This window comes from Staphylococcus equorum, assembly GCF_001747895.1.
Taxonomy (GTDB): Bacteria; Bacillota; Bacilli; order Staphylococcales; family Staphylococcaceae; genus Staphylococcus; species Staphylococcus equorum_A.
Genome location: NZ_LNNB01000019.1, coordinates 228,230 through 248,935 on the forward strand (window position 1 = coordinate 228,230; position 20,706 = coordinate 248,935).

The window sequence follows — 20,706 nt, forward strand, 5'->3', positions numbered from 1 at the left end:
GCTGAATAAGCGATTTGATTGATTGCACCGTTGTATCACTATAAAATGAAAGAAAATAGTGAATGGAGGCAATATAATGAATACAGAACAAATCGTATTAGCTAAGAGACCTGAAGGCATTCCTTCAGATGAGGTATTTAAATATGAAACTGTTGAAATAGATGTGCCGAAAAAAGATGAAATTCAAGTAGAAGCGTTATATATATCAGTGGATCCATATATGCGCGGACGTATGGATGATAGTGATTCTTATATCAAACCATTCCAAATTGATGAACCTTTATCAGGCCATGTTGTTGGTAAAGTCATTGAATCAGAAGCAGATGGTTTTGAAAAAGGTGACATTGTTACTGGACAATTCCCTTGGCAAAAACTAAGCAATGTCCCAGCAAAGCATGTTATCAAGGTATCTAATACAGATGTTCCACTACATTTATATTTAAGTGTGTTAGGCATGCCGGGTCAAACAGCATATCATGGGCTATTAAAAATTGGCCAACCGAAAGAAGGCGAAACAGTTGTTGTATCTGCAGCATCTGGCGCAGTTGGGTCTGTGGTAGGACAAATTGCTAAATTAAAAGGTGCTTATGTTGTAGGTATTGCAGGTGGCCCTGAAAAAACAACATACTTAACAGAAACATTAGGTTTTGATGCGAGTGTGGATTATAAATCAGATGATTTTTCAGAACAGTTTGCTAAAGCAGTACCGAATGGTGTAGATGTCTATTACGAAAACGTAGGTGGATCAATCGCTGATGAAGTAATGAAACACTTAAATCAATTTGCTCGAATTCCTGTTTGTGGCGCAATTTCTGGTTACAATGATGCAACGATTGAACATGGTCCACGTATTCAACCCATCCTGATAAAATCACAAGCATTAATGAAAGGCTTTATTGTGGCAAATTATGCAGATGATTTTGCAAATGCGAGTAAACAACTTGCACAGTGGGTTCAAGAAGATAAGATAAAAACAAAAACGTCAGTCATGAACGGATTTGAAAATATACCAGAAGCATTTAGAAATTTATTTACAGGCGATAACTTTGGGAAACAAGTAGTACAGGTGTCAGACAATATCTAAACATTAAAGGAGATATGTAATATGAAAGCAATAGGTGCAGATACTCGTTTTGATCTAGATGAAGGAAATCAGTTCTATGAATTTGAAGTTGAACGACCGGAACCAACGCAATACGAGCTCTTAGTACGTGTACAAGCTATTAGCATTAATCCTGTAGATACGAAAATAAGACAGTCTCCTGTTGACCAGCCGCCAAGAGTTCTAGGCTTTGATGCTGTTGGTGTGGTAGAAGCAGTAGGTGAAGAGATTAATCATTTTAAAGTTGGCGACGAAGTATTTTATTCTGGATCTCCTGCATATCAAGGTTCTAATCAAGAATACCAACTTGTTGACGAGCGTCTTGTTGCTAAAAAACCTAAGAATATAACTGCGACTCAAGCTGCAAGTTTACCTTTAACAGGGCTAACTGCATCAGAGACATTATTTGATGTATTTAAAATTTCGCATAATCCAGAAGATAATAAAGGTAAGTCCATTTTAATTATCAATGGTGCAGGTGGCGTAGGAAGTATTGCAACACAAATAGCCAAACACCATGGACTCCATGTCATCACAACCGCTTCACGAGAAGAAACGTATAATTGGTCTAAGGATATGGGCGCGGATATTGTGTTAAATCATAAAAATGATTTAATTAAAGAGTTTGAAAAATATGAAATAAGTGAAGTTGATTATATTTTCTGTACGTTTGATACAGACCAATACTATGAAAAAATGATCGAACTCGTAAAACCAAGAGGAATCATTGCAACTATTGTCGCTTTTAAAAATAAACAAGATTTAAATTTACTAAAAGACAAAAGTATTACATTTACACATGAATATATGTATTCAAGACCACTACATGAAACTGAAGATATGACTTTACATCGTGAATATTTAACGGATATTTCTGAAAAAATAGAAGCGGGTGTATATCAACCTACATTAAATAAAGTGATAGATGGTTTAACAGCAAATAGTCTGTTCGATGCACATAAGCAACTTGAAAATCAAAACATGATTGGTAAATTAGTAATTCAACTCAATCAAGGATCATAAGTTATAAATATTAAAATCTGTCATGTTACTGTGTTATGAAGTTAATACGCTAGATAAGCCTTCCAAACAATTACCTTATTGGTGAATAATTGTTTGGAAGGCTTTTAAATATGTTATTTTATTATAATTTAATTTTTAGTAAATCGAATTACAGTGTTTAAATAAGTTTTTATAATCCTTAAAAGTGGTTACAATTATGGATTATATTAAGTATGATAGGGTATGTATGTTACATAAAATAAAGGGAGTGTGTATTTTTGTTATGCATTTAAAAAAAATGACGGTAGTATTTTGGGTGGCATTAGCTATTTGTACGTTATTTGTGCTCTATGGCGCAATATTGCCGAAACAATTAGAATCAGTTACTCAAACTATTACAAATTTTATAGCAGTTAATTTTGGGTGGTATTATTTATTACTAGTATTAGTCATATTAATTGTATGTATTTATCTATTATTTTCAAGATATTCATCTATTACATTAGGTGAAGAAGGCGAAGACCCTGAATTTTCATTAAAATCATGGTTCGCAATGTTATTTAGTGCAGGCATGGGAATTGGTTTAGTCTTTTGGACAACTTCTGAACCTATCAGTCATGCATTTACTTTAACGCCATTACATAAAGCAGGAACACAAACTGCAATTAACGATGCGATGCAATTTTCATTCTTTCATTGGGGCGTGCACGCATGGGCTGTATACGGTATCGTGGGACTCGTTTTTGCGTACTTTAATTTCCACAAAGGGTATCCGGGATTAGTCAGCGCTACGTTAATACCTGTTTTAGGTAGTAAAATGATGAAAGGTCCTATCGGTGGGGCGATAGATGTCCTTGCAATTATCGCTACTGTAACTGGTGTTGCTGCAACACTTGGTTTTGGTGCGTTACAAATCAATGAAGGATTGAACTTCTTATTTGAAATTCCTTCTAATTTTGGGACTCAAGTGATTATCATTATCGTAGCAACCTTATTATTTACTTGGTCAGCTTGGTCAGGTATTGATAAAGGTATTAAGAACTTAAGTAATATTAATATGGCATTAGCATTCATTGTATTACTCTTATTGTTCTGTGTAGGACCTACACTAACGATATTAAATACGTTTACCAATTCATTAGGTGATTATATTGCTAATTTCTTTAATATGAGTTTACGTATACCACAATCAGGTGGCGAAAAATTCCAGTGGCTACAACAATGGACGATCTTCTATTGGGCTTGGTGGATTTCATGGGCGCCATTTGTTGGAATCTTTATCGCCCGTGTGTCTCGTGGTAGAACAATTAAAGAATTTATATTAGGTGTATTATTTGTACCAGCGCTTGTATGTTTCATATTTTTTGCAGTATTTGGCGCCTCAGCAATTTACTTACAACAAAACGGTATTGCGAATATCGCGAAAGAGGCAACTGAAACGGCGACCTTTGCTACGTTGGAACATTTCCCATTAGGATTTGTATTAAGTATTGTTACGCTGATAGTTATTATGATTTTCTTTGTAACATCAGCTGACTCAGCAACATATGTATTAGGTATGTTGAGTTCTAAAGGTAGTATTAATCCTTCTGCTTTAGTCAAAGTCAGTTGGGGCATTATTTTAGCACTATTTGCAATGATCATGATTTACACAGGTGGAACACAATCGATTCAAAACCTGTTAATTATTGCAGCCTTACCATTCTCCATCGTCATTATAATAATGATATGGTCACTCTTTAAATCCTTAGCCATAGAAAAGCCGAGACCTAGTAATAAACTACTTGTCACGGATAATCAGCTTTTACAATATCGTAAAGCAAATCAAGAGGATTCAGAAAATCAAGAAAATCAAGAAAAACAAGACGATAAAGAAATAGAAACAACTGAAGATCATAAGAGAAATAGCTAGAGCAAACTTATTTTGCCATAGAAATTATTTAAAATATACAATAAAAATGTTTCTAAGATTTTTTAAAAGGGTATTAGTCTTATATGACAAGTACATAATCTAGAAACATAGGAGGTGTCATACGAGGTGAAGCGACTTAAAAATTTCATATTAGGACTTTTAATTGTAGTAATCGTTGGTGTTTTACTGTTTATGTATATCAAAGATTCTAGAATTACTCAGTATCAAGATTACTTAACACAATTTAATTGGTTTCAACCGACCTTAATAACTTTAGCAGCGTTACTTATTTTAATTGGTCTGATACTACTATTCAGCTTGTTTAAACCTACGTATAGAAAACCCGGACTTTACAAAGATTTCAATGATGGTCATATTTATGTATCGAGAAAAGCAGTTGAAAAATCAGCATACGATACACTTGTACAATATGAACAAATTCGTCAACCGAATGTGATTGCAAAATTGTATAACAAGAAGAAGAAATCACATATTGCTTTGAAAGCAGATTTCTTTGTGCCAGGTGATGTTCAAGTTAAATCATTAACGGAAGAAATTAGAAATGACATTAAGCAGAACGTAGAACACTTTACTGAATTACCAGTATCAAAACTAGAGGTCAACGTTAGAGATCAAAAAACCTCAGGCAAACGTGTGTTGTAAGGGAGGGTTATCATGACTAATAATAATCACCAAAATGGACAAGATTCTACACAAGAAGTTGTTGATTTCTTAAAAGTATTTAAATGGAGAATCATTGGATTCTTAGCATTCTTGATTATCGCAATATTATTCTTAACTCTTGGTTTCTGGAGTACAATATTAATCTTAGTGTTATGTTTGATTGGAATTGCAATCGGGTATACTAAAGACCGTAAGCAAGACTTTTTAAATTTCTTAAATCGATGGAGTTAGTATTTTCAAAGATTGAAAAGGCTTAAAACTAAATTTTTAAAAATTGAAAAGACAAAGGAGATTTTAATATGGCAGTAGATAATAACAAAGCAAAACAAGCATATAACAATCAAACTGGAGTTAATGAACAAGAAGTAGAAAAGCAACAACAACAACAACAACAACAAGAACCGGAATTTTCAAATAAATTATCATTTTCTGATGAAGTAATTGAAAAAATTGCAGGCATCGCAGCGCGTGAAGTAAGTGGTATTTTAGAAATGAAAGGCGGATTCGTCGATAGTATTTCTAACTCATTCGGAAGCAACGAGAACGTTTCAAGAGGCGTAAGCGTTGAGGTTGGAGAAAAACAAGCAGCTGTAGATTTGAAAGTAATATTAGAATATGGTGAATCAGCACCTAAAATCTTCCGTAAAGTAACAGACTTAGTTAAAGAACAAGTTAAATATATTACTGGTCTTGACGTAGTTGAAGTTAACATGCGCGTTGAAGATGTAATGACTAAAAAAGAATGGTCTCAAAAAAATGAAAAAAGCCAAAGTTCAAATAACGAGGAAAAAGGCTTACAATAATTAATTGAGTACCAAACTAAATAAAAACCGCTAAAGTAATTTGCTTTAGCGGTTTTAAAATGTCGAAAAACCAATTACTATAAAAGTAATTATTTTGTGTTTATAGATATTATTCTCTTGAGACTATCTTTGTTCATTCATTTCACTGTTTAAAGCTTATATGAAATGAATATTTTTTGCTAATTCAATTATACTCATTTCTATGTGTGTTGGCCTTTATAAGAATACAATCAATGAATCATAATATTATTTAAAAAATGGCAGTGATTTGGTCCGACTCCTACGGGAAAAATACTGGCCGAAGACTACAGGGTGAGACATATATTTTGTCTCAGCCTGTTTTAATTATTAATAAAGCCTTAATATACTGTTTTAATGAGATGCATGACTCCGATGTAAGGGGTTATTCACTTGTATATAAGTATAAATATCTGCTTCATCTTCTAGCCTCATCGTTGTTACACATTTATAGTCAATTTTAGGCGCAAATAATAGTGCTCGAATTGCATCAATTCTTTTAGGATCATCCATAGTATCAGCAATGACATTTAACTTGTTAGCCAATAGATCACTTACAGTTGACCAGATACTTTGTTCTAAATCATTAATAGCACTTGATTTTGCTAAACTACAGATCAATTCTCCAAGATGGTTTTGAATACTAGAATAAAATACTTTATTAAAAACAGTTTGTGATTGATTCGTTAAAATTAAGGATTTCTCATGAAAATTTTGAGTGTTATATCCCTGGTGATTCAAATAAGCTTCATCAATACGTAAGCCTTCAAAATCACGAACATATAATTTGTTTAACGAGCCATCACTATTAAATGTAGCGATAGTATTTTGTAAATGTGCCTCGAGAGCGATGCCGTATTTAATGTATAAAGGTAGCGTAATATCAATTAGTGCTTGGCTATAATGTTCCATCCAAGCGATACATGCTTCTTTATAAGAATCACAAGCATGTGTTTGTGCATACTTTTTGATAAGTGTATTGATCGGTGTTTCATAATTATAAGCATAGTTGGCGACTAAACTTGATGGAATCATAGGCGTTGTTTTATTATCAATAAGATCATAAATATTAGTTCTAAATAACGAACCTAATTGTTCACTTCTAATAGTTTGGATATCACGTGAATCGTCTGTTTTAAAAAAGTGGATGCCAGCAATTTCATCAATCGTATCGCCAGCAATATTATGAAATAAGGTATCGCTATGTTTAATATCATTTAAAATTTGTGTTACTTGAGGGCCATTAATTGTTGTTTGTTCTGATAAAGTTCTAATTTCACCTGTGATGTGCACATTAGTGGATAGTTTAATGTGTGGTGAAGTTATAGGTAGTTTTGGCATGAGTGTTCTAAACGATAGACCAGCGTGATAATCAAGTTGGTAGCGTATTGGAATGATTCGTTTTTCTTTAAGCTCATTGGCATATTGATTGGTTAATATTTTATTATACTGCCATGGATGTACGACCATGACATAGTATGTATCAATAAGCTCAGAACCAACCTCTTTTAAAACTTCAGAATATAAGTCTTCGAATAAACCATATAAAGTTTCATTGTAATTTTTGGATAATGATTCAACTTTTGCAATATCTTTATGTATTAAGATAAATTTTAAGCCTATAGCATTGTTGAACTCAGAAGAATAATTAATTGTAGTTTCGGGTGTCATGCCTTTACGCAATTTTGCACCAGGATGTAAGGGATGTCCTTCAACGACTGCTTGTTCGGATCTTAAATAACTATCTTCTGCTTCCATAATTAATTGACCAAGAGGTAAAGTTTCATCGGCTAAGGTAATTGTTTGAAAGCTAAGAGAAATAGCCATATTAGCTACGCTATTATTTATATCTTCTCTAAATTGATGACTTGCATCATTATCAAGTGTTGGTGCTTCGGTTAAAATACAAGTTAATATCTCTTCAGGATGTAAAATCCTTTCAAAATTATCCTTGTTTTCAAAATAAAATGGTCCTTCAACATCAATTCTATCGAATGCATGTAATCCAGTAATAGGTGCATATAAAGTCTTTTGAGTGTGTGGGAAAGCTATTTTTAATGTTTGTACCTGATTAGTTGCTAAGTTTACTGGTGCATCTTTTGTTGCAATAATGTGACTATAATCGCGACTATTAATTAAGTTTTCTCGATGTAAAGAAGTGATGAGTCGCTGGGATATTTTATCTCTACTGACTAATAACGTTTTAACAAAAGCATCACGCCATTCATCGTTGATAGATTCTAAATAGGTTAAGGCATATTGTTCATCATTAGTAAGTTTGTTAATTGAATTGTTAAAGTCTATGTTTGAATTCATAAGGCACCTCTTAAAATTATTTTACAAAAGCATAAGGTATTTATATAATCTATATTAGCTACATTGATAATTGTTATCAATTATAAAATTAAGCGCGGGTTTTAGTATAGTATTATTTAGCTAAATTGTATGAAATATGAAAGATAACAGTTTCATCATTTATATTTACCACTCTTCTATGTATTTTAACATCTCAAAGTGAATGAACACCGTATCATTTATTTTTCAGTACCGTGTTGATTTTGGAAAATAGAGGGAAAATAGGGAATATTAAAATGAAAATTAGAAGTACATTACTTTAAGTACAATAATCATGCGCTTTACAATAGAATTTTTAGATATGATTAGCATAATAGAATTGAATACATTTGTGAATACAATATGATTCAGTATTATAAATAGACCGAGAAAAAATGGGGGCAATCTTGTATGACGGATCAAACACGGCAAACTGCAGATAAAAACGTACAGTACCGTATTTATAACGCGATTATTAAGGAACATATTTTTCCTGATAAAATGATAGTTAATGAGTTTGAAGATTGTATTGAATTACAATATCACGGACAACTTTTACAAGTGGATAAAGTACGTAAAAGTGATATGGAAAGATATGTATTTAAAGGAAAGATACGTTATATCAAAGGTAACACTAGAATGACAATCGAAACTGTAGAACAATTACTCGACGTATTGGACAACCAATTTGATATACCAATCAGTAACAGATTGAGAGAAGAACTGATTTCTAGTAGAGATGGCTTTGTATGGACGTATGATCATTTTTCTCATAGACAAGCATTGATTCATGCAACACTGAAATTTTCGAGAATGCCTGAAACTATTAATTTCTTTACCTGGTTAAAACATTTTGAGGATTCAGAAGAAATTAATGATTTAACTTATTCGGAGAGTATAGTTGTAGAAGGACATCCGACGCATCCCTTGTCTAAAACGAAATTGCCTTTAACCAAAGAAGAAGTGAAATTATATGCGCCAGAGTTTGAAAAGATTATTGGATTAAAAGTAATGCTTATTCATAAAGCAGATTGTATTACAACGTCAATGGAAGATGATGAACAATATATTTTGAATCATATTATTCCTGAATATCGTTATAAACTTAAAGCATTTTTAGAACCATACCAGTTTGAGCTGGAGGATTATAGAGTAGTACTCGTACACCCATGGCAATATGACAATGTGATTGTGCGTCAATTTGCGAAGTGGATAAAAGAAGGAAGATTATTACCCACACCATTTGAAGTAGAATCCAAAGCAACCTTATCATTTAGAACAATGACGTTAATCAATAAGCCATTCCATATTAAATTACCAGTAAATATTCAAGCTACAAGTGCCATTAGAACCGTTTCTGCTGTGACGACAGTAGATGGGCCTAGACTCAGTTATGAATTACAAGATATGTTAGATCTATACCCGCAATTACAAGTCGCCTTGGAGCCTTATGGTATTCATGTAAATATAGATGACGAAGCTGCACGTCAATTGGCTTGCATAGTGAGACACAAACCTTTTATTGCAGATAATGGGACGACGTTGGTGACAGCTAGTTTAGTTAATAAAAATCCAGTTGATAACCAAGTCATTGTAGACAGTTACTTGGAGTGGATGGGAGTAGGACCTACATCAATCGCCATCAAACAATTTATGTGTAGTTATGCGAAAACTTTAATCGAACCATTAATTGCATATATACAAGATTATGGTATTGCCTTGGAAGCACATATGCAAAATACGGTTGTAAATCTTGGACCGAATAATCAAATGAAATTTATCATCAGAGATTTAGGTGGTTCAAGAATAGATTTAGAAACTTTAAAGTATAAATTACCTCATATTGATATAACGAATACAAGCCTCATTGCTGAAAATATTGAAGCGGTTATCGAAAAATTTCAACATTCAGTAATTCAAAATCAAATCGCAGAACTGATTCATCATTTTTCAAAATATGATGAAGTAGACGAGAGGGCGTTATTCGAAGTAGTAGGTGACATATTATACGAAGCAATAGATCCACAAAAAGCACATGCTCAAGTGTTGAAAGCAGTTTTGTTTGGAGCTACGATTTCAGTCAAAGCATTGTTGCGTATGAGAATGGAAAATAAAGTGAAACAGTACGTAACGATAAAATTAAAGAATCCATTATATAAAGAGGTGTAAACATGGCACAATTACAGATTAATTTATCTAAAATTCAATATAATGCCCATGTATTAAATGCCTTGTGCAGTCAAAATAATATTTGTTTTACACCTGTAACCAAGTGTGTGGCTGGCGATAGCAAAATTATAGAAGTGTTAAAAGACATCGGTATTACACACTTTGCAGACGCCAGAATTGGTAATATTACGAAGAGTAAAGATCCAAGTATATCTTTTGCAATGATAGGCACTACAAATCAATATGGACTTGAAGATGTAGTACGTTATACGAATATAAGTATTCAAACTGAGATAACGACGATTCGACAATTAAATGATCTTGCAGGTAAACAAGAAGTGAAGCACCAAATTTTACTCATGGTGGATTGGAAAGATGCAAGAGAAGGCATCTTAACTTATGATGTAATTGATTATATTAAAGAAATAATTCAGATGCATCATCTTAATCTTGCAGGGTTAGCATTCAACTTTATGTGTTTTCAGTCGAATGCACCTACTGATGAAGATGTGAAAATGATTAATCAATTTGTAAACTCTATTGAAGAAGTGACCAATATCAGATTTAAAATCATATCAGGTGGGAATTCAAGTTTGTTAACGCAAATGGCTTATAGTGATTTAGGTAAAATTAACGAACTGAGAATAGGCGAAACGCTCTTCAGAGGAATTGAGACCACAACAAATCATCCAATTGCAATGTTATATCAAGATACAATTATTTTAGAAGCAGAAATAGTAGAGATTAAGCCACGTATAAACTATGATACAGGCAAACAATATTTACAAGCTATCATTGATATTGGTAGTTTAGATACGTATGTCGAAACAATTACGCCTATACATCATCAAGTGAAAATATTAGGCGCTACAAGTGATCATGTCATGATTGATTTATTAAATCAGGATTTTTATCAATTAGGAGACAAAATACAATTTAGTCTAGGTTATAAAGCTTTAGCACAAAGTATGTATGTGCCTAATTTAGCAAAAGCATATATACATGATGAAGGTGTTGAGCAAGCAATTACAAACATTAAGAATCAAGTGTTTAATTCATTGTAAAAAGCATTAAACATTAAAAAGATTTTATTATTTTCATCAGCTGCTTCAATTTCAGTCGTAGGAGGAATGCGTTTTTTTAGCTGATTGCGTAGCATGGGGCACAAAAAATAGTCGACCATAAACACATCCATATCCATATCCTCCTTATATCAGGTTTGATTAGTGTACACCTATTGTCCATGAGTGATGTGTTAGCAAAAATTATAATATTACTGTCGATGTAATTGTTGCTGCTGTCGGCATTCGATACGCTTTAATTTATTAAGAAAAATATAATTCAAAAATAAATTGCAAAAGTAAGCGTTTTCATATAAAGTGTAATTGACCCTAAATAAGATTAGGGTCAATTATTTTATTTATACATATACAAGAAGACAATAAAAACCTAAATTTATTGATTTACATATTTATACATAATAGGTTATAATTATTGCTGTTGCTTTTTTAAGTGTATATAAAAATATAAACACCTAAGGGGTGAATGAAATGAATAAATATAGTAAATCACAATTAGTGCGAGGTAGGTTAAAGTTCATAGTCATGTCATTGATTGGTATTATCTTGTTTTTGGTACCTATTACTGTGACTGAAGATGGTGTTAAACAAACCACATTACCCGTCGCGTTTTTAGCAGGATTATTGCAAGATGTACTCGGGGACGCCATGCCATTAATTATTGTTTTGATTATCACAATATCAGGCATATTATCAATTTTATGTTCCACAATATTGAAAAATAAATTAGAACCAGAAGGACTTTTATATAATGCATTTAATGTGAAAATCGTCTGGTTGTTATTAAGAATATTAGCAGTTGTTTTTGTATGGATGACTTATTTAAAAGTCGGTACTGAAGTAATTTATTCTGCAGATACTGGCGGGCTTGTATTTGAAAGTCTATTGCCAACATTAGTTGCTGTGTTCTTATTTGCAGCATTATTTTTACCATTACTTATGGAATATGGATTGTTAGAATTTTTAGGGCCAATCTTTAGACCTATTATGAGACCTTTATTCACATTACCAGGACGTTCTACAGTAGATAACCTAGCATCGTTTATCGGAGATGGCACAGTAGGGGTATTAATAACAAGTAAGCAATATGAAAGTGGTTTTTATTCTAGACGTGAAGCGACAGTTATTGCTACCACTTTCAGTGTAGTATCTATAACATTTGCAATCGTCATTGCAGAAACAGTACATATGCAAAACCATTTCTTCTATTTCTACTTCTCAGTTATTGTTTCGTGTATTGTTTGTGCATTGATTTTGCCAAGAATTTGGCCATTAAAATCTATCAAAGATGAATATTCAAAAGAAGTATCTGAAGAAATGAGAACTGAAAAATTACCAGAAAATAAAACTGCATTAGGTCACGGTTTTGACATGGCGACTGAAACAGGTATTAAAGCGCCAGGATTCAAATCATTTTTCAAATCTGGACTTAAAACAGTTGTAGATATGTGGTTTGTTATTTTACCAGTTGTTATGAGTATTGGTACACTAGCGACAATCGTTGCGACTTACACACCGATATTCGCAATTATTGGTAAACCGTTTGTACCATATTTAGAATTACTGCAAATTCCTGAAGCTGCACAAGCATCAGAAACAATATTAATAGGCTTTGCCGATATGTTTTTACCATCTATATTAATTGAAGGTGTAGGCAATGATATTACATTATTCGTCATCGGTGCATTAAGTATTAGTCAGTTAATCTACTTATCAGAAGTAGGTGGGGTGATACTAGGCTCAAAAATTCCAGTCAGTATCTTTAAACTGTTTGTTATTTTCTTAATCAGAACAATTATTGCATTACCAATTATAGCGTTGATGGCGCATCTATATTTTAATTAGTTAAAAAACAATATGAAATATGAATAAGCAATAATAGAATATGAATACAATAAAAACACCCCAAAAGTTAGATAGAATCTGACTTTTGGGGTGTTTTGCAATATTGATTGTTTTGTTGTATTTAAACTTACAAACATATTTGGTTAATTAAGTGTTGATAAAACATTAGCTTTAACAACTTTATTTCCTATGACTGGTGAATCTTCACTTTTAGATTTTGACTTACCTGCGTGTGCTTCTTTAAAAGCATCACTCTCTAGCCATGCTTTGAAATTATCTTCAGAATCCCACCAAGTATTCACATACATCTGATCGTGGTCTGTTTCGTCTTCAATGAGCCAAACTTCAACTTTACGAAAGCCTTCTAATTCATTAATTTTGCCCTTTTTAGTAAAATTAGGCGCCATTTTCTCTGCAAACCCTTTTTTTACATCAATTCTATTCGTAACAACGTACATGATATGCACCCGCTTTCTAAGATTTAGCTATAGTATATCATCATTGTGAATTAGAGGTTAATTGATAGCCCTTATTTATGTTAAATAGGTTTAAGACGTAATTAATATAAAAAAGACGAAATTCTAACGTGGGATTAGAATTTCGTCTTTTTGTTGTTAATTGTTTAATACTATTTTGTTACTTCATTATATACTTTTTGATCATTTTGCGTATAAATAATGTATTCATGGTCATTAGTGTCGATGATAACACGGTTCGTTTTTCCGAAAGTAGAACCAATTCTCGAAACTTTATTTCTATCTAATTTTGGAATTTCATGGATATTTTGATCTTGTGAAATGTTCTTAATATCACTTGTTGGAATCTTAATATCTGCAACTCTCCATTGAATTCTTACTTCATTGTTATCTTTTTTAACTGTCATTGCCATATCTAGAACACATCCTTTAATTAATTTATAGCTACATCATACAACGACATGCAACCGTTTTCAAGTAATTGTGTGATACTTTTTTTAAATATGTTATACTCAATGCTTTTTTACGAAAGTATGTTCGCATTGATATAAAAGATATGATAAAATATATTGCGATAAGGAGAAGTGAAAATGACAGGTAAAACCCACGCATCATGCGGTTTATTAGTAGGCGCATTAACTATAGAATATTTCCATACAGATTTGTTTACATCAATTACGGTTATAACGCTTGCAGTTATATCAAGTTTATTACCTGATATTTGTCATGCACAGAGTAAAATTGGTAGACGATTAAAAGTTTTGAGCTTTTTTATTAGAATGTTATTTGGTCACAGGACATTTACACACTCACTATTATTTATTTCAATTATAATTTGTCTATTATATGCTATTCAAACACCAATTTATTATTTAATTACCATTATATTCGGATTGCTATCTCATGTTATACTAGATATGTTAACACCTAGGGGAGTTAAATTTTTATATCCTATCCCAATCAGTGTGAAATTCCCTTTGGTTTTTAAAACAGGTGGGCTCGTTGATTTATCACTTGCGAGTGCGCTAACTATAGGCGCAACTTATGTGTTTTTCCAACCGTTTATTAATCAACTGTTTTTTAAATGGTTATGATTAAGGTTGTGCATATAATCATAATAATATAAAGTACAAATAGTGAAATTATATATTCAAGTCAGTAATAAGATATTATTTTTATCTAATATTTGAATATTAAGGAGAGAGAACATGCTAGATAAGAAAGGTTTAGAAAAGTTTAATCAAGACCATTTAATTGAATTTGAAAAACTAATGAGTACAAATGAAAAAGAACAATTAGCTAATAAAGTAGACTCTTTAAACTTATCTGATATTCAAGATTTATATGAAGATTTGTATGTAAATAAAAAAGTAATCGATGATGTTTCTTCTATTAATGAAGTGAAATATGAAGTTAAAAATGATTTTACAGAAGAAGAAATCAAAAAATATGAAGAAGTTGGTTTAGACGCAATTCAAAAAGGCAAATTTGCAGTGTTATTAATGGCAGGTGGGCAAGGGACGCGTTTAGGTTATAAAGGACCTAAAGGTTCGTTTGAAATTGAAGGCGTTAGCTTATTTGAAATTCAAGCACAGCAATTAATAGCATTAAAAGAGCAAACAGGTGTAGCTGTCGATTGGTATATCATGACTAGCAAAGTAAATGACAAAGAAACACAACTATTTTTCGAAGCTAAAGATTATTTTGGATATGATAAATCACATGTGCACTTTTTCAAGCAAGAAAACATTGTTGCCTTATCTGAAGAAGGCAAGTTAGTTTTAGACGTAGATGGTAACATCCTAGAAACGCCTAACGGTAATGGTGGCGTGTTTAAATCACTCAAAAATTCAGGCTATTTAGATGAAATGACAGACAATGGTGTGGAATATATTTTCTTGAATAATATTGATAACGTTCTTGTGAAAGTATTGGACCCATTATTTGCAGGTTATACATTCCAAAAAAGTATGGATATCACTACAAAGTCAATTCAACCTAAAGAGGGTGAAAGTGTTGGCAGATTAGTTACAGCTAATCAAAAAGATACTGTACTTGAATATTCAGAATTAGACTCTGAAGTTGCTAATGAATTTAATAACGCTAATATAGGAATACATACATTTAAACTTTTATTTATTAACAATGTGGTTGATCATGCATTGCCATATCATTTAGCGATTAAAAAATTAAAACAGCTAGATGATGATTTTGGCGTAATTGAGCAACCAACTCTTAAGTTTGAATTATTCTATTTTGATATTTTCCAATATGCTAATAGCTTTATTACATTACAAGTACCGAGAGAAGAAGAATTTTCTCCTTTAAAAAATAAAGAAGGTAAAGATAGTGTTGAAACAGCTACAGCTGATTTGAAACGTATGAATTTGATTTAATAAAAGGGTGGTTACACTTATGTCTCATACAGTAGATGTAGATAATAGCAAAGTGGCTAAAACATTTAAAAATATTGTACCTTTAACATTTGGTGAGGAAATTGGAAATGCAGTTTCACATGGGGTAGCTGCATTCATTGCTTTATGCGTATTGCCGTATGCAGCAATACAAAGTTTTATGGATCATGGCATATTAGGTTCGTTTAGTGTTTCACTATACGTGATCAGTATTTTTCTAATGTTTATATCTTCAACGGTTTATCATGCGATGCCTAATAATTCTTCACATAAATATATACTCAGAATTATCGATCACAGTATGATATATATCGCAATTGCCGGAACATATACGCCAATATGTTTAGTGTTAATCGGTGGCTGGCTAGGATGGACTGCAATGGCAGTGCTTTGGGGTATTACACTCTGGGGCATTCTATACAAATCATTAGCTAAAAATGTTAGTCATAAATTAAGCTTAACAATGTATTTAGTTATGGGGTGGATTGGCGTTTTATTTTTACCGACAATTATCTTCGATTCATCGGTAACATTTATGCTATTTATTCTATTCGGTGGGATTGCTTATACGGTCGGAGCATGGTTCTATGCACAAAAAAATCGTCCATACTTTCATATGATTTGGCACTTCTTTATAGTGATTGCATCCGTATTTCATTTTATAGCTATTTTATATTTTATGTAATTTTTAAGAAAAATGCATTGCGATTTAATAGTATCTAGAACATCAAGACAGGTTTTAGACGCATTTGTTATATTGGCGCTAGCTGTCTGATATCTAAATGAACTTATAACTAGTTTTTAAAGAACTACTACTTCATTTGTGAAGACGAGTAGTCCTTATGCAAGAACTTCAGTGCTTGTATTATTTTTTAGTAGGCTTTGTGGGGGCGGGAATATGAAATCAAATTTTAAATTTTGATTTCTATCCCGCTCTTTTTTTAAACAAATTATCATAAAGCAATAGTTTTAATTTAACGAAGTAGATTTGAAACTGATTACAACATATTGATTTGATTATACTTGAAAGCATTTTAATTTGTTATGCAAGGAGGTAAATTATGAATGTTAAGTCTTTAGGTATCGTAGTTGCATTAATATTAATTATGTTTATGTCGGCCATAGAAACATCCATAGTTTCTTTAGCAATACCTACTATAAGAGATGACTTAAACGTTACTTCATCCATTTCATTGATTTTTGCAGTTTATTTTATTGCAATTGTCATAGCTAATCCGATTGTGGGAGAACTATTAGATAGAACGAAAATTATTTATATCACGCTTTTAGGATTATTGCTTTTTACTATAGGTAGTTTCTTATCCGGGCTAAGTGGTACCTTCAGCATACTTATCATGTCCCGTTTCATACAAGGTTTAGGCGCCGGTGTAATGATGGCATTGAGTCAAATCGTACCTAAACTTGCCTTTGAAATCCCATTACGTTATAAAATTATGGGAATTGTTGGTAGTGTATGGGGGATTTCTAGCATTATTGGTCCAGTTTTAGGAGGAACTATTTTAGAATTTGCAACGTGGCACTGGTTGTTCTTCGTGAATATTCCGATTGCAATCGCTGCTATGGTATTGGTGATAATCACATTCCATTTTGAAAATGAAAATACAACTGCAACGAACAAATTAGACGTGAAGGGCTTAATGTACTTCTATGTATTAATCTTCTTTTTAATGTTTACAGTTATGAATAAAGCGAATTTATATTTAAACATAATTTCACTTATCTTAGCTTGTATAATGGCAGTAGTTCTTTACAAAAATGAAAAAAACGTAAAAACACCATTTGTACCAGTTGCAGAATTTAATAAGACGATTATTTTAATATTCTTCACCGATTTTGCTTATGCAATTATTCTGATGGGTTACAACTTATATATGCCTATTTATTTACAAGAGGAAATGGGCCTCTCACCATTACAAAGTGGCTTTGTAATATTTCCAATTTCATTCGCTTGGTTAGCGCTTAATTTTTCATTAGATAAATTAGAGGTTAGAATGAGTAGAAAAGGATTATATATTTTTGCATTCACATTATTAATGCTATGTGGCATTTTAGTATTTATAGGCACCGAATCGCCATTATTTATAGCATTTAGTTTATTACTTGCAGGAGTTAGCTTTGGCACAGTTTATACAAAAGATAGTGTTATAACTCAAGAAGAGACTTCATTAGATAATATGAAGCGGATGATGTCACTCTATACATTAACCAAGAGTTTAGGTAACTCAATAGGTTCTACTGTGATGGGTTACGTTTATGCTCTATCATTTACTTTTATCAGTCTACAAATACACAATGTTATCTTACTTAGTTTAGTTATATTGATTATACTAACGGTTTTATGGGCTGTAATTTATAGAGAACAGAAATAAGAATAGCATTAGTAAGCTATATCTATATAATTAAAACATGATGTACTTCATTAATAAACGTTATAATTTGAATAGTAGAGCTTAGTGTTAATTTGTATTTGGTAGTGAGTTGTTATAATGGTAATATAGTTTATGCGATTATAGTTTTAATAATAAAAAACTAGCGAGATTGCAATAAAAGTTAGGTGATTATTAAGCGGAATATCGAAATAGAGTAAAAAGGGAGGACAGTAAGCAATGAAATATATAAAATATTTATTTACAACGCTTATTGTACTTTCGGTATTTATTATTTCTGGGGCTATATTTTTAACATTTTTAGGATTTGGATTATATGGCTTGAGTAGAATCCTTATTTATTTCCACCTTGCGTATTTTGGATATAATAAAAACTTTTACGATAACTTAATTTATTATGGCAGTTATATTGTATTAGGTTATTTTAATTTGTTTATAATAGAGAATTTAATGGATTACTTTAGAAAAAAAATACCAGACAACCCATATTTTAAAGGCATAACTTATCACTTAATTACTTTCACAGTAACAACTTTGTTATTTTACTTCATAGTGCATATCCATTATGCCTATATAAATATTGATTTTTGGGTGATTGTATTTATCATTGGACTCTTATTTATATGTAAGGAAATATTTTATCCAGATAGTGAAAACTTAAATGGAAAATAAGCAAGGTACTGTTAGAAATCAATTCGGTTAATTGAAGTACTTAGACTGTAGTGATCATAAAGATTGAACATAGTGTTAATATATATAGTAGAAACTGTAATATTGTAACCTTATCACTGATAATTAAAGTAACCATTTAAGAAGGCAAGAATAATATCAATGAAATAGCAATTACTATAAGAAGTTAGTTTATTTATTCTTTAATAGAGAGTGAAGTGAGCTAACTTCTTTTTTAATAAGCTGATTATATTTATACTGAATATAAACTATTTAAAGCAAACTTAAGTTTTGTTTGTTAGAATATAAATAATGATTATTTTATAAAGAGGGGGACGCATTGTGTTAACGACTGAGCAAGTTAAAGAACTTGTTGGAGAATTAAAAGATCCAATAATAAATGTACCTTTAAAAGAAACCGATGGAATAGTAGAGGTTACTATTAAAGAAGAAATAGAGCATGTAAGTGTCAAAATAGCTATGGCTCAATTAGGGGGACAACCTCAATTAGATTTACAGATGGCCGTAGTTGAAGTGTTAAAAGAAAATGGGGCTAATACAGTTGGCATTAGATTTGAAGAATTACCTTCTGATATAGTAGAACAATATAGAGGTACGAGCGATGACGAACAACAAACAATAGAAGGCTTATTATCTAAAGACAATCCTGTAGAGTTTATAGCCATCGCTTCTGGTAAAGGTGGCGTTGGAAAATCCACAGTAGCAGTCAATTTAGCAGTATCATTAGCTAGAGAAGGTAAAAAAGTTGGTCTAGTTGATGCTGATATTTATGGCTTTAGCGTTCCGGACATGATGGGAATTGATGAAAAACCAGGCGTACAAGGTAAAGAAATAATACCAGTTGAACGTCATGGTGTGAAAGTCATTTCAATGGCTTTCTTTGTTGAAGAGAATGCACCAGTTATATGGAGAGGTCCAATGTTAGGGAAAATGCTTACGAATTTCTTTGTTGAAGTACGATGGGGAGATTTAGACTACTTGATTTTAGATTTACCACCAGGTACTGGGGACATTGCTTTAGATGTACATACGATGTTGCCATCAAGTAAAGAAATTATCGTAACAACGCCTCATCCTACTGCAGCATTTGTTGCAGCGAGAGCTGGAGCAATGGCAAAACACACTGAACACACGATTTTAGGTGTAATAGAAAACATGTCTTACTTCCAAAGTAAAGAAACTGGAAATAAAGAATATGTATTTGGAACAGGTGGCGGTGAAAAGCTTGCTGAAGAATTACAAACAGACTTATTAGGTCACCTACCATTAGAGCAACCATCATGGAATCCAAAAGATTTCGCTCCTTCTATTTATCAACCAGAGGATAGATTAGGAGAAATATACCAATCAATGGCGCAACAAATCATTGAAAAGACTAGAAAATAGTAGCATTTAAGGAGTGGGTAGAAATTAATTTAATTTTTATCCACTTTTCTCTTGCAATTTTTTTGAATGGTGGTAGAATTATTTCTTGTGACCAACGAACGCACGATACAGTGTAAACGTAACAAATCACAATAAACAAAATAAAGTATTGACTTTCTCTTGTGGAATTGATATTATATAAAAGTCGTCAAAAACGACAAAAACATTATTTAATTCAATTTCGAAAAAGTGTAAAAAATATACTTGAAACTTTATAAGAAATACTTTAATATTATTAAAGTAATGTTAAATGATTGTTAAAGAATATTAATTTTTTATTGACACAACGTCAATTGAAATGGTATAGTAATAAAGCAATTATCCAAATGAACATTGAAAACTGAA

The 20,706-nt window shown here is 31.8% G+C and carries 19 protein-coding genes; 15 read left to right on the top strand and 4 right to left on the bottom strand.

All coding sequences use genetic code 11. The features are described 5' to 3' along the window. Positions 1-76 precede the first annotated feature (76 nt). The 6 genes from AST02_RS09805 to AST02_RS09830 all read left to right on the top strand — a co-directional run bounded on the left by AST02_RS09805 (position 77) and on the right by AST02_RS09830 (position 5,503). Positions 77-1,084 carry an NADP-dependent oxidoreductase gene (locus tag AST02_RS09805; protein WP_046465807.1) on the top strand — a complete coding sequence of 336 codons (1,008 nt, stop codon included), beginning with the start codon at positions 77-79 and terminating at the stop codon, positions 1,082-1,084. A 21-nt stretch (positions 1,085-1,105) separates the two neighbouring features. Next, positions 1,106-2,125 carry a zinc-binding alcohol dehydrogenase family protein gene (locus tag AST02_RS09810; RefSeq protein ID WP_046465806.1) on the top strand — a complete coding sequence of 340 codons (1,020 nt, stop codon included), beginning with the start codon at positions 1,106-1,108 and terminating at the stop codon, positions 2,123-2,125. A 262-nt stretch (positions 2,126-2,387) separates the two neighbouring features. Then, positions 2,388-4,016: a BCCT family transporter gene (locus AST02_RS09815; protein WP_069817646.1), complete on the top strand. Its 1,629-nt coding sequence runs from the start codon at positions 2,388-2,390 to the stop codon at positions 4,014-4,016. A 126-nt stretch (positions 4,017-4,142) separates the two neighbouring features. After that, entirely contained in the window at positions 4,143-4,679 is a 537-nt protein-coding gene (gene amaP, locus AST02_RS09820) for an alkaline shock response membrane anchor protein AmaP (RefSeq protein WP_046465804.1), read from the top strand. Positions 4,680-4,691: 12 nt separating this feature from the next. Then, positions 4,692-4,931, top strand: a complete 240-nt coding sequence (locus AST02_RS09825; protein WP_002506999.1) for a DUF2273 domain-containing protein — start codon at positions 4,692-4,694, stop codon at positions 4,929-4,931. A gap of 68 nt (positions 4,932-4,999) precedes the next feature. After that, complete coding sequence (locus AST02_RS09830) at positions 5,000-5,503, top strand: Asp23/Gls24 family envelope stress response protein (protein WP_069817647.1); 504 nt, start codon at positions 5,000-5,002, stop codon at positions 5,501-5,503. A 372-nt stretch (positions 5,504-5,875) separates the two neighbouring features. Here the strand turns inward: AST02_RS09830 and AST02_RS09835 are convergent, their stop codons facing one another. Continuing rightward, positions 5,876-7,825 (bottom strand): IucA/IucC family protein, encoded by a 1,950-nt coding sequence (locus tag AST02_RS09835; RefSeq protein WP_370736899.1) that lies wholly within the window; start codon positions 7,823-7,825, stop codon positions 5,876-5,878. 441 nt (positions 7,826-8,266) lie between these two features. Between AST02_RS09835 and AST02_RS09840 the strand changes: the two genes are divergently transcribed. Together AST02_RS09840 and AST02_RS09845 are read left to right on the top strand one after the other, a co-directional pair. Continuing rightward, positions 8,267-10,024, top strand: coding sequence for an IucA/IucC family protein (locus tag AST02_RS09840; protein WP_069817649.1), 1,758 nt, complete (start codon positions 8,267-8,269; stop codon positions 10,022-10,024). A 2-nt stretch (positions 10,025-10,026) separates the two neighbouring features. Then, positions 10,027-11,088 carry an alanine racemase gene (locus AST02_RS09845; RefSeq protein WP_069817650.1) on the top strand — a complete coding sequence of 354 codons (1,062 nt, stop codon included), beginning with the start codon at positions 10,027-10,029 and terminating at the stop codon, positions 11,086-11,088. On the opposite strand, the gene AST02_RS14395 is transcribed toward AST02_RS09845, so the two are convergent. Next, positions 11,067-11,219 carry a hypothetical protein gene (locus tag AST02_RS14395; RefSeq protein ID WP_155398018.1) on the bottom strand — a complete coding sequence of 51 codons (153 nt, stop codon included), beginning with the start codon at positions 11,217-11,219 and terminating at the stop codon, positions 11,067-11,069. The two genes, AST02_RS09845 and AST02_RS14395, sit on opposite strands and share 22 nt — an antisense overlap. Positions 11,220-11,574: 355 nt before the next feature. Here AST02_RS14395 and AST02_RS09850 point away from each other — a divergent pair, with 355 nt between their 5' ends. Continuing rightward, positions 11,575-12,948, top strand: coding sequence for a YjiH family protein (locus tag AST02_RS09850; RefSeq protein ID WP_046465799.1), 1,374 nt, complete (start codon positions 11,575-11,577; stop codon positions 12,946-12,948). Positions 12,949-13,091: 143 nt separating this feature from the next. On the opposite strand, the gene AST02_RS09855 is transcribed toward AST02_RS09850, so the two are convergent. Both AST02_RS09855 and AST02_RS09860 read right to left on the bottom strand, forming a co-directional pair. Further along, a complete protein-coding gene (locus tag AST02_RS09855) occupies positions 13,092-13,406 on the bottom strand; it encodes a heme oxygenase (RefSeq protein WP_046465798.1) in 315 nt (104 codons plus the stop codon). Between the two features lie 170 nt (positions 13,407-13,576). Beyond that, positions 13,577-13,837, bottom strand: coding sequence for a SunI/YnzG family protein (locus AST02_RS09860; protein ID WP_002507009.1), 261 nt, complete (start codon positions 13,835-13,837; stop codon positions 13,577-13,579). Positions 13,838-14,014: 177 nt separating this feature from the next. On the opposite strand from AST02_RS09860, the gene AST02_RS09865 reads away from it, so the two are divergent. From AST02_RS09865 to AST02_RS09890, 6 genes are all read left to right on the top strand, one after another. After that, complete coding sequence (locus tag AST02_RS09865) at positions 14,015-14,518, top strand: metal-dependent hydrolase (protein ID WP_046465797.1); 504 nt, start codon at positions 14,015-14,017, stop codon at positions 14,516-14,518. A 114-nt stretch (positions 14,519-14,632) separates the two neighbouring features. After that, positions 14,633-15,820, top strand: coding sequence for a UTP--glucose-1-phosphate uridylyltransferase (locus tag AST02_RS09870; protein WP_046465796.1), 1,188 nt, complete (start codon positions 14,633-14,635; stop codon positions 15,818-15,820). A 19-nt stretch (positions 15,821-15,839) separates the two neighbouring features. Beyond that, entirely contained in the window at positions 15,840-16,523 is a 684-nt protein-coding gene (gene trhA / locus AST02_RS09875) for a PAQR family membrane homeostasis protein TrhA (protein ID WP_069817651.1), read from the top strand. A gap of 376 nt (positions 16,524-16,899) precedes the next feature. Beyond that, positions 16,900-18,228 carry a multidrug efflux MFS transporter SdrM gene (sdrM, locus tag AST02_RS09880; protein WP_069817652.1) on the top strand — a complete coding sequence of 443 codons (1,329 nt, stop codon included), beginning with the start codon at positions 16,900-16,902 and terminating at the stop codon, positions 18,226-18,228. A gap of 237 nt (positions 18,229-18,465) precedes the next feature. Continuing rightward, positions 18,466-18,918, top strand: a complete 453-nt coding sequence (locus AST02_RS09885) for a SepA family multidrug efflux transporter (RefSeq protein WP_046465793.1) — start codon at positions 18,466-18,468, stop codon at positions 18,916-18,918. A gap of 339 nt (positions 18,919-19,257) precedes the next feature. Further along, positions 19,258-20,322 (top strand): Mrp/NBP35 family ATP-binding protein, encoded by a 1,065-nt coding sequence (locus tag AST02_RS09890; protein WP_069817653.1) that lies wholly within the window; start codon positions 19,258-19,260, stop codon positions 20,320-20,322. Positions 20,323-20,706: the final 384 nt, after the last annotated feature.

Bases quoted from the DNA above. Each gene is read 5' to 3' on its own strand.
- AST02_RS09805 (WP_046465807.1), top strand. From the start codon at position 77: ATGAATACAGAACAAATCGTATTAGCTAAGAGACCTGAAGGCATTCCT.
- AST02_RS09810 (WP_046465806.1), top strand. From the start codon at position 1,106: ATGAAAGCAATAGGTGCAGATACTCGTTTTGATCTAGATGAAGGAAAT.
- AST02_RS09815 (WP_069817646.1), top strand. From the start codon at position 2,388: ATGCATTTAAAAAAAATGACGGTAGTATTTTGGGTGGCATTAGCTATT.
- AST02_RS09825 (WP_002506999.1), top strand. From the start codon at position 4,692: ATGACTAATAATAATCACCAAAATGGACAAGATTCTACACAAGAAGTT.
- AST02_RS09830 (WP_069817647.1), top strand. From the start codon at position 5,000: ATGGCAGTAGATAATAACAAAGCAAAACAAGCATATAACAATCAAACT.
- AST02_RS09840 (WP_069817649.1), top strand. From the start codon at position 8,267: ATGACGGATCAAACACGGCAAACTGCAGATAAAAACGTACAGTACCGT.
- AST02_RS09845 (WP_069817650.1), top strand. From the start codon at position 10,027: ATGGCACAATTACAGATTAATTTATCTAAAATTCAATATAATGCCCAT.
- AST02_RS14395 (WP_155398018.1), bottom strand. From the start codon at position 11,219: ATGGATGTGTTTATGGTCGACTATTTTTTGTGCCCCATGCTACGCAAT.
- AST02_RS09850 (WP_046465799.1), top strand. From the start codon at position 11,575: ATGAATAAATATAGTAAATCACAATTAGTGCGAGGTAGGTTAAAGTTC.
- AST02_RS09855 (WP_046465798.1), bottom strand. From the start codon at position 13,406: ATGTACGTTGTTACGAATAGAATTGATGTAAAAAAAGGGTTTGCAGAG.
- AST02_RS09860 (WP_002507009.1), bottom strand. From the start codon at position 13,837: ATGGCAATGACAGTTAAAAAAGATAACAATGAAGTAAGAATTCAATGG.
- AST02_RS09865 (WP_046465797.1), top strand. From the start codon at position 14,015: ATGACAGGTAAAACCCACGCATCATGCGGTTTATTAGTAGGCGCATTA.
- AST02_RS09870 (WP_046465796.1), top strand. From the start codon at position 14,633: ATGCTAGATAAGAAAGGTTTAGAAAAGTTTAATCAAGACCATTTAATT.
- trhA (WP_069817651.1), top strand. From the start codon at position 15,840: ATGTCTCATACAGTAGATGTAGATAATAGCAAAGTGGCTAAAACATTT.
- sdrM (WP_069817652.1), top strand. From the start codon at position 16,900: ATGAATGTTAAGTCTTTAGGTATCGTAGTTGCATTAATATTAATTATG.
- AST02_RS09885 (WP_046465793.1), top strand. From the start codon at position 18,466: ATGAAATATATAAAATATTTATTTACAACGCTTATTGTACTTTCGGTA.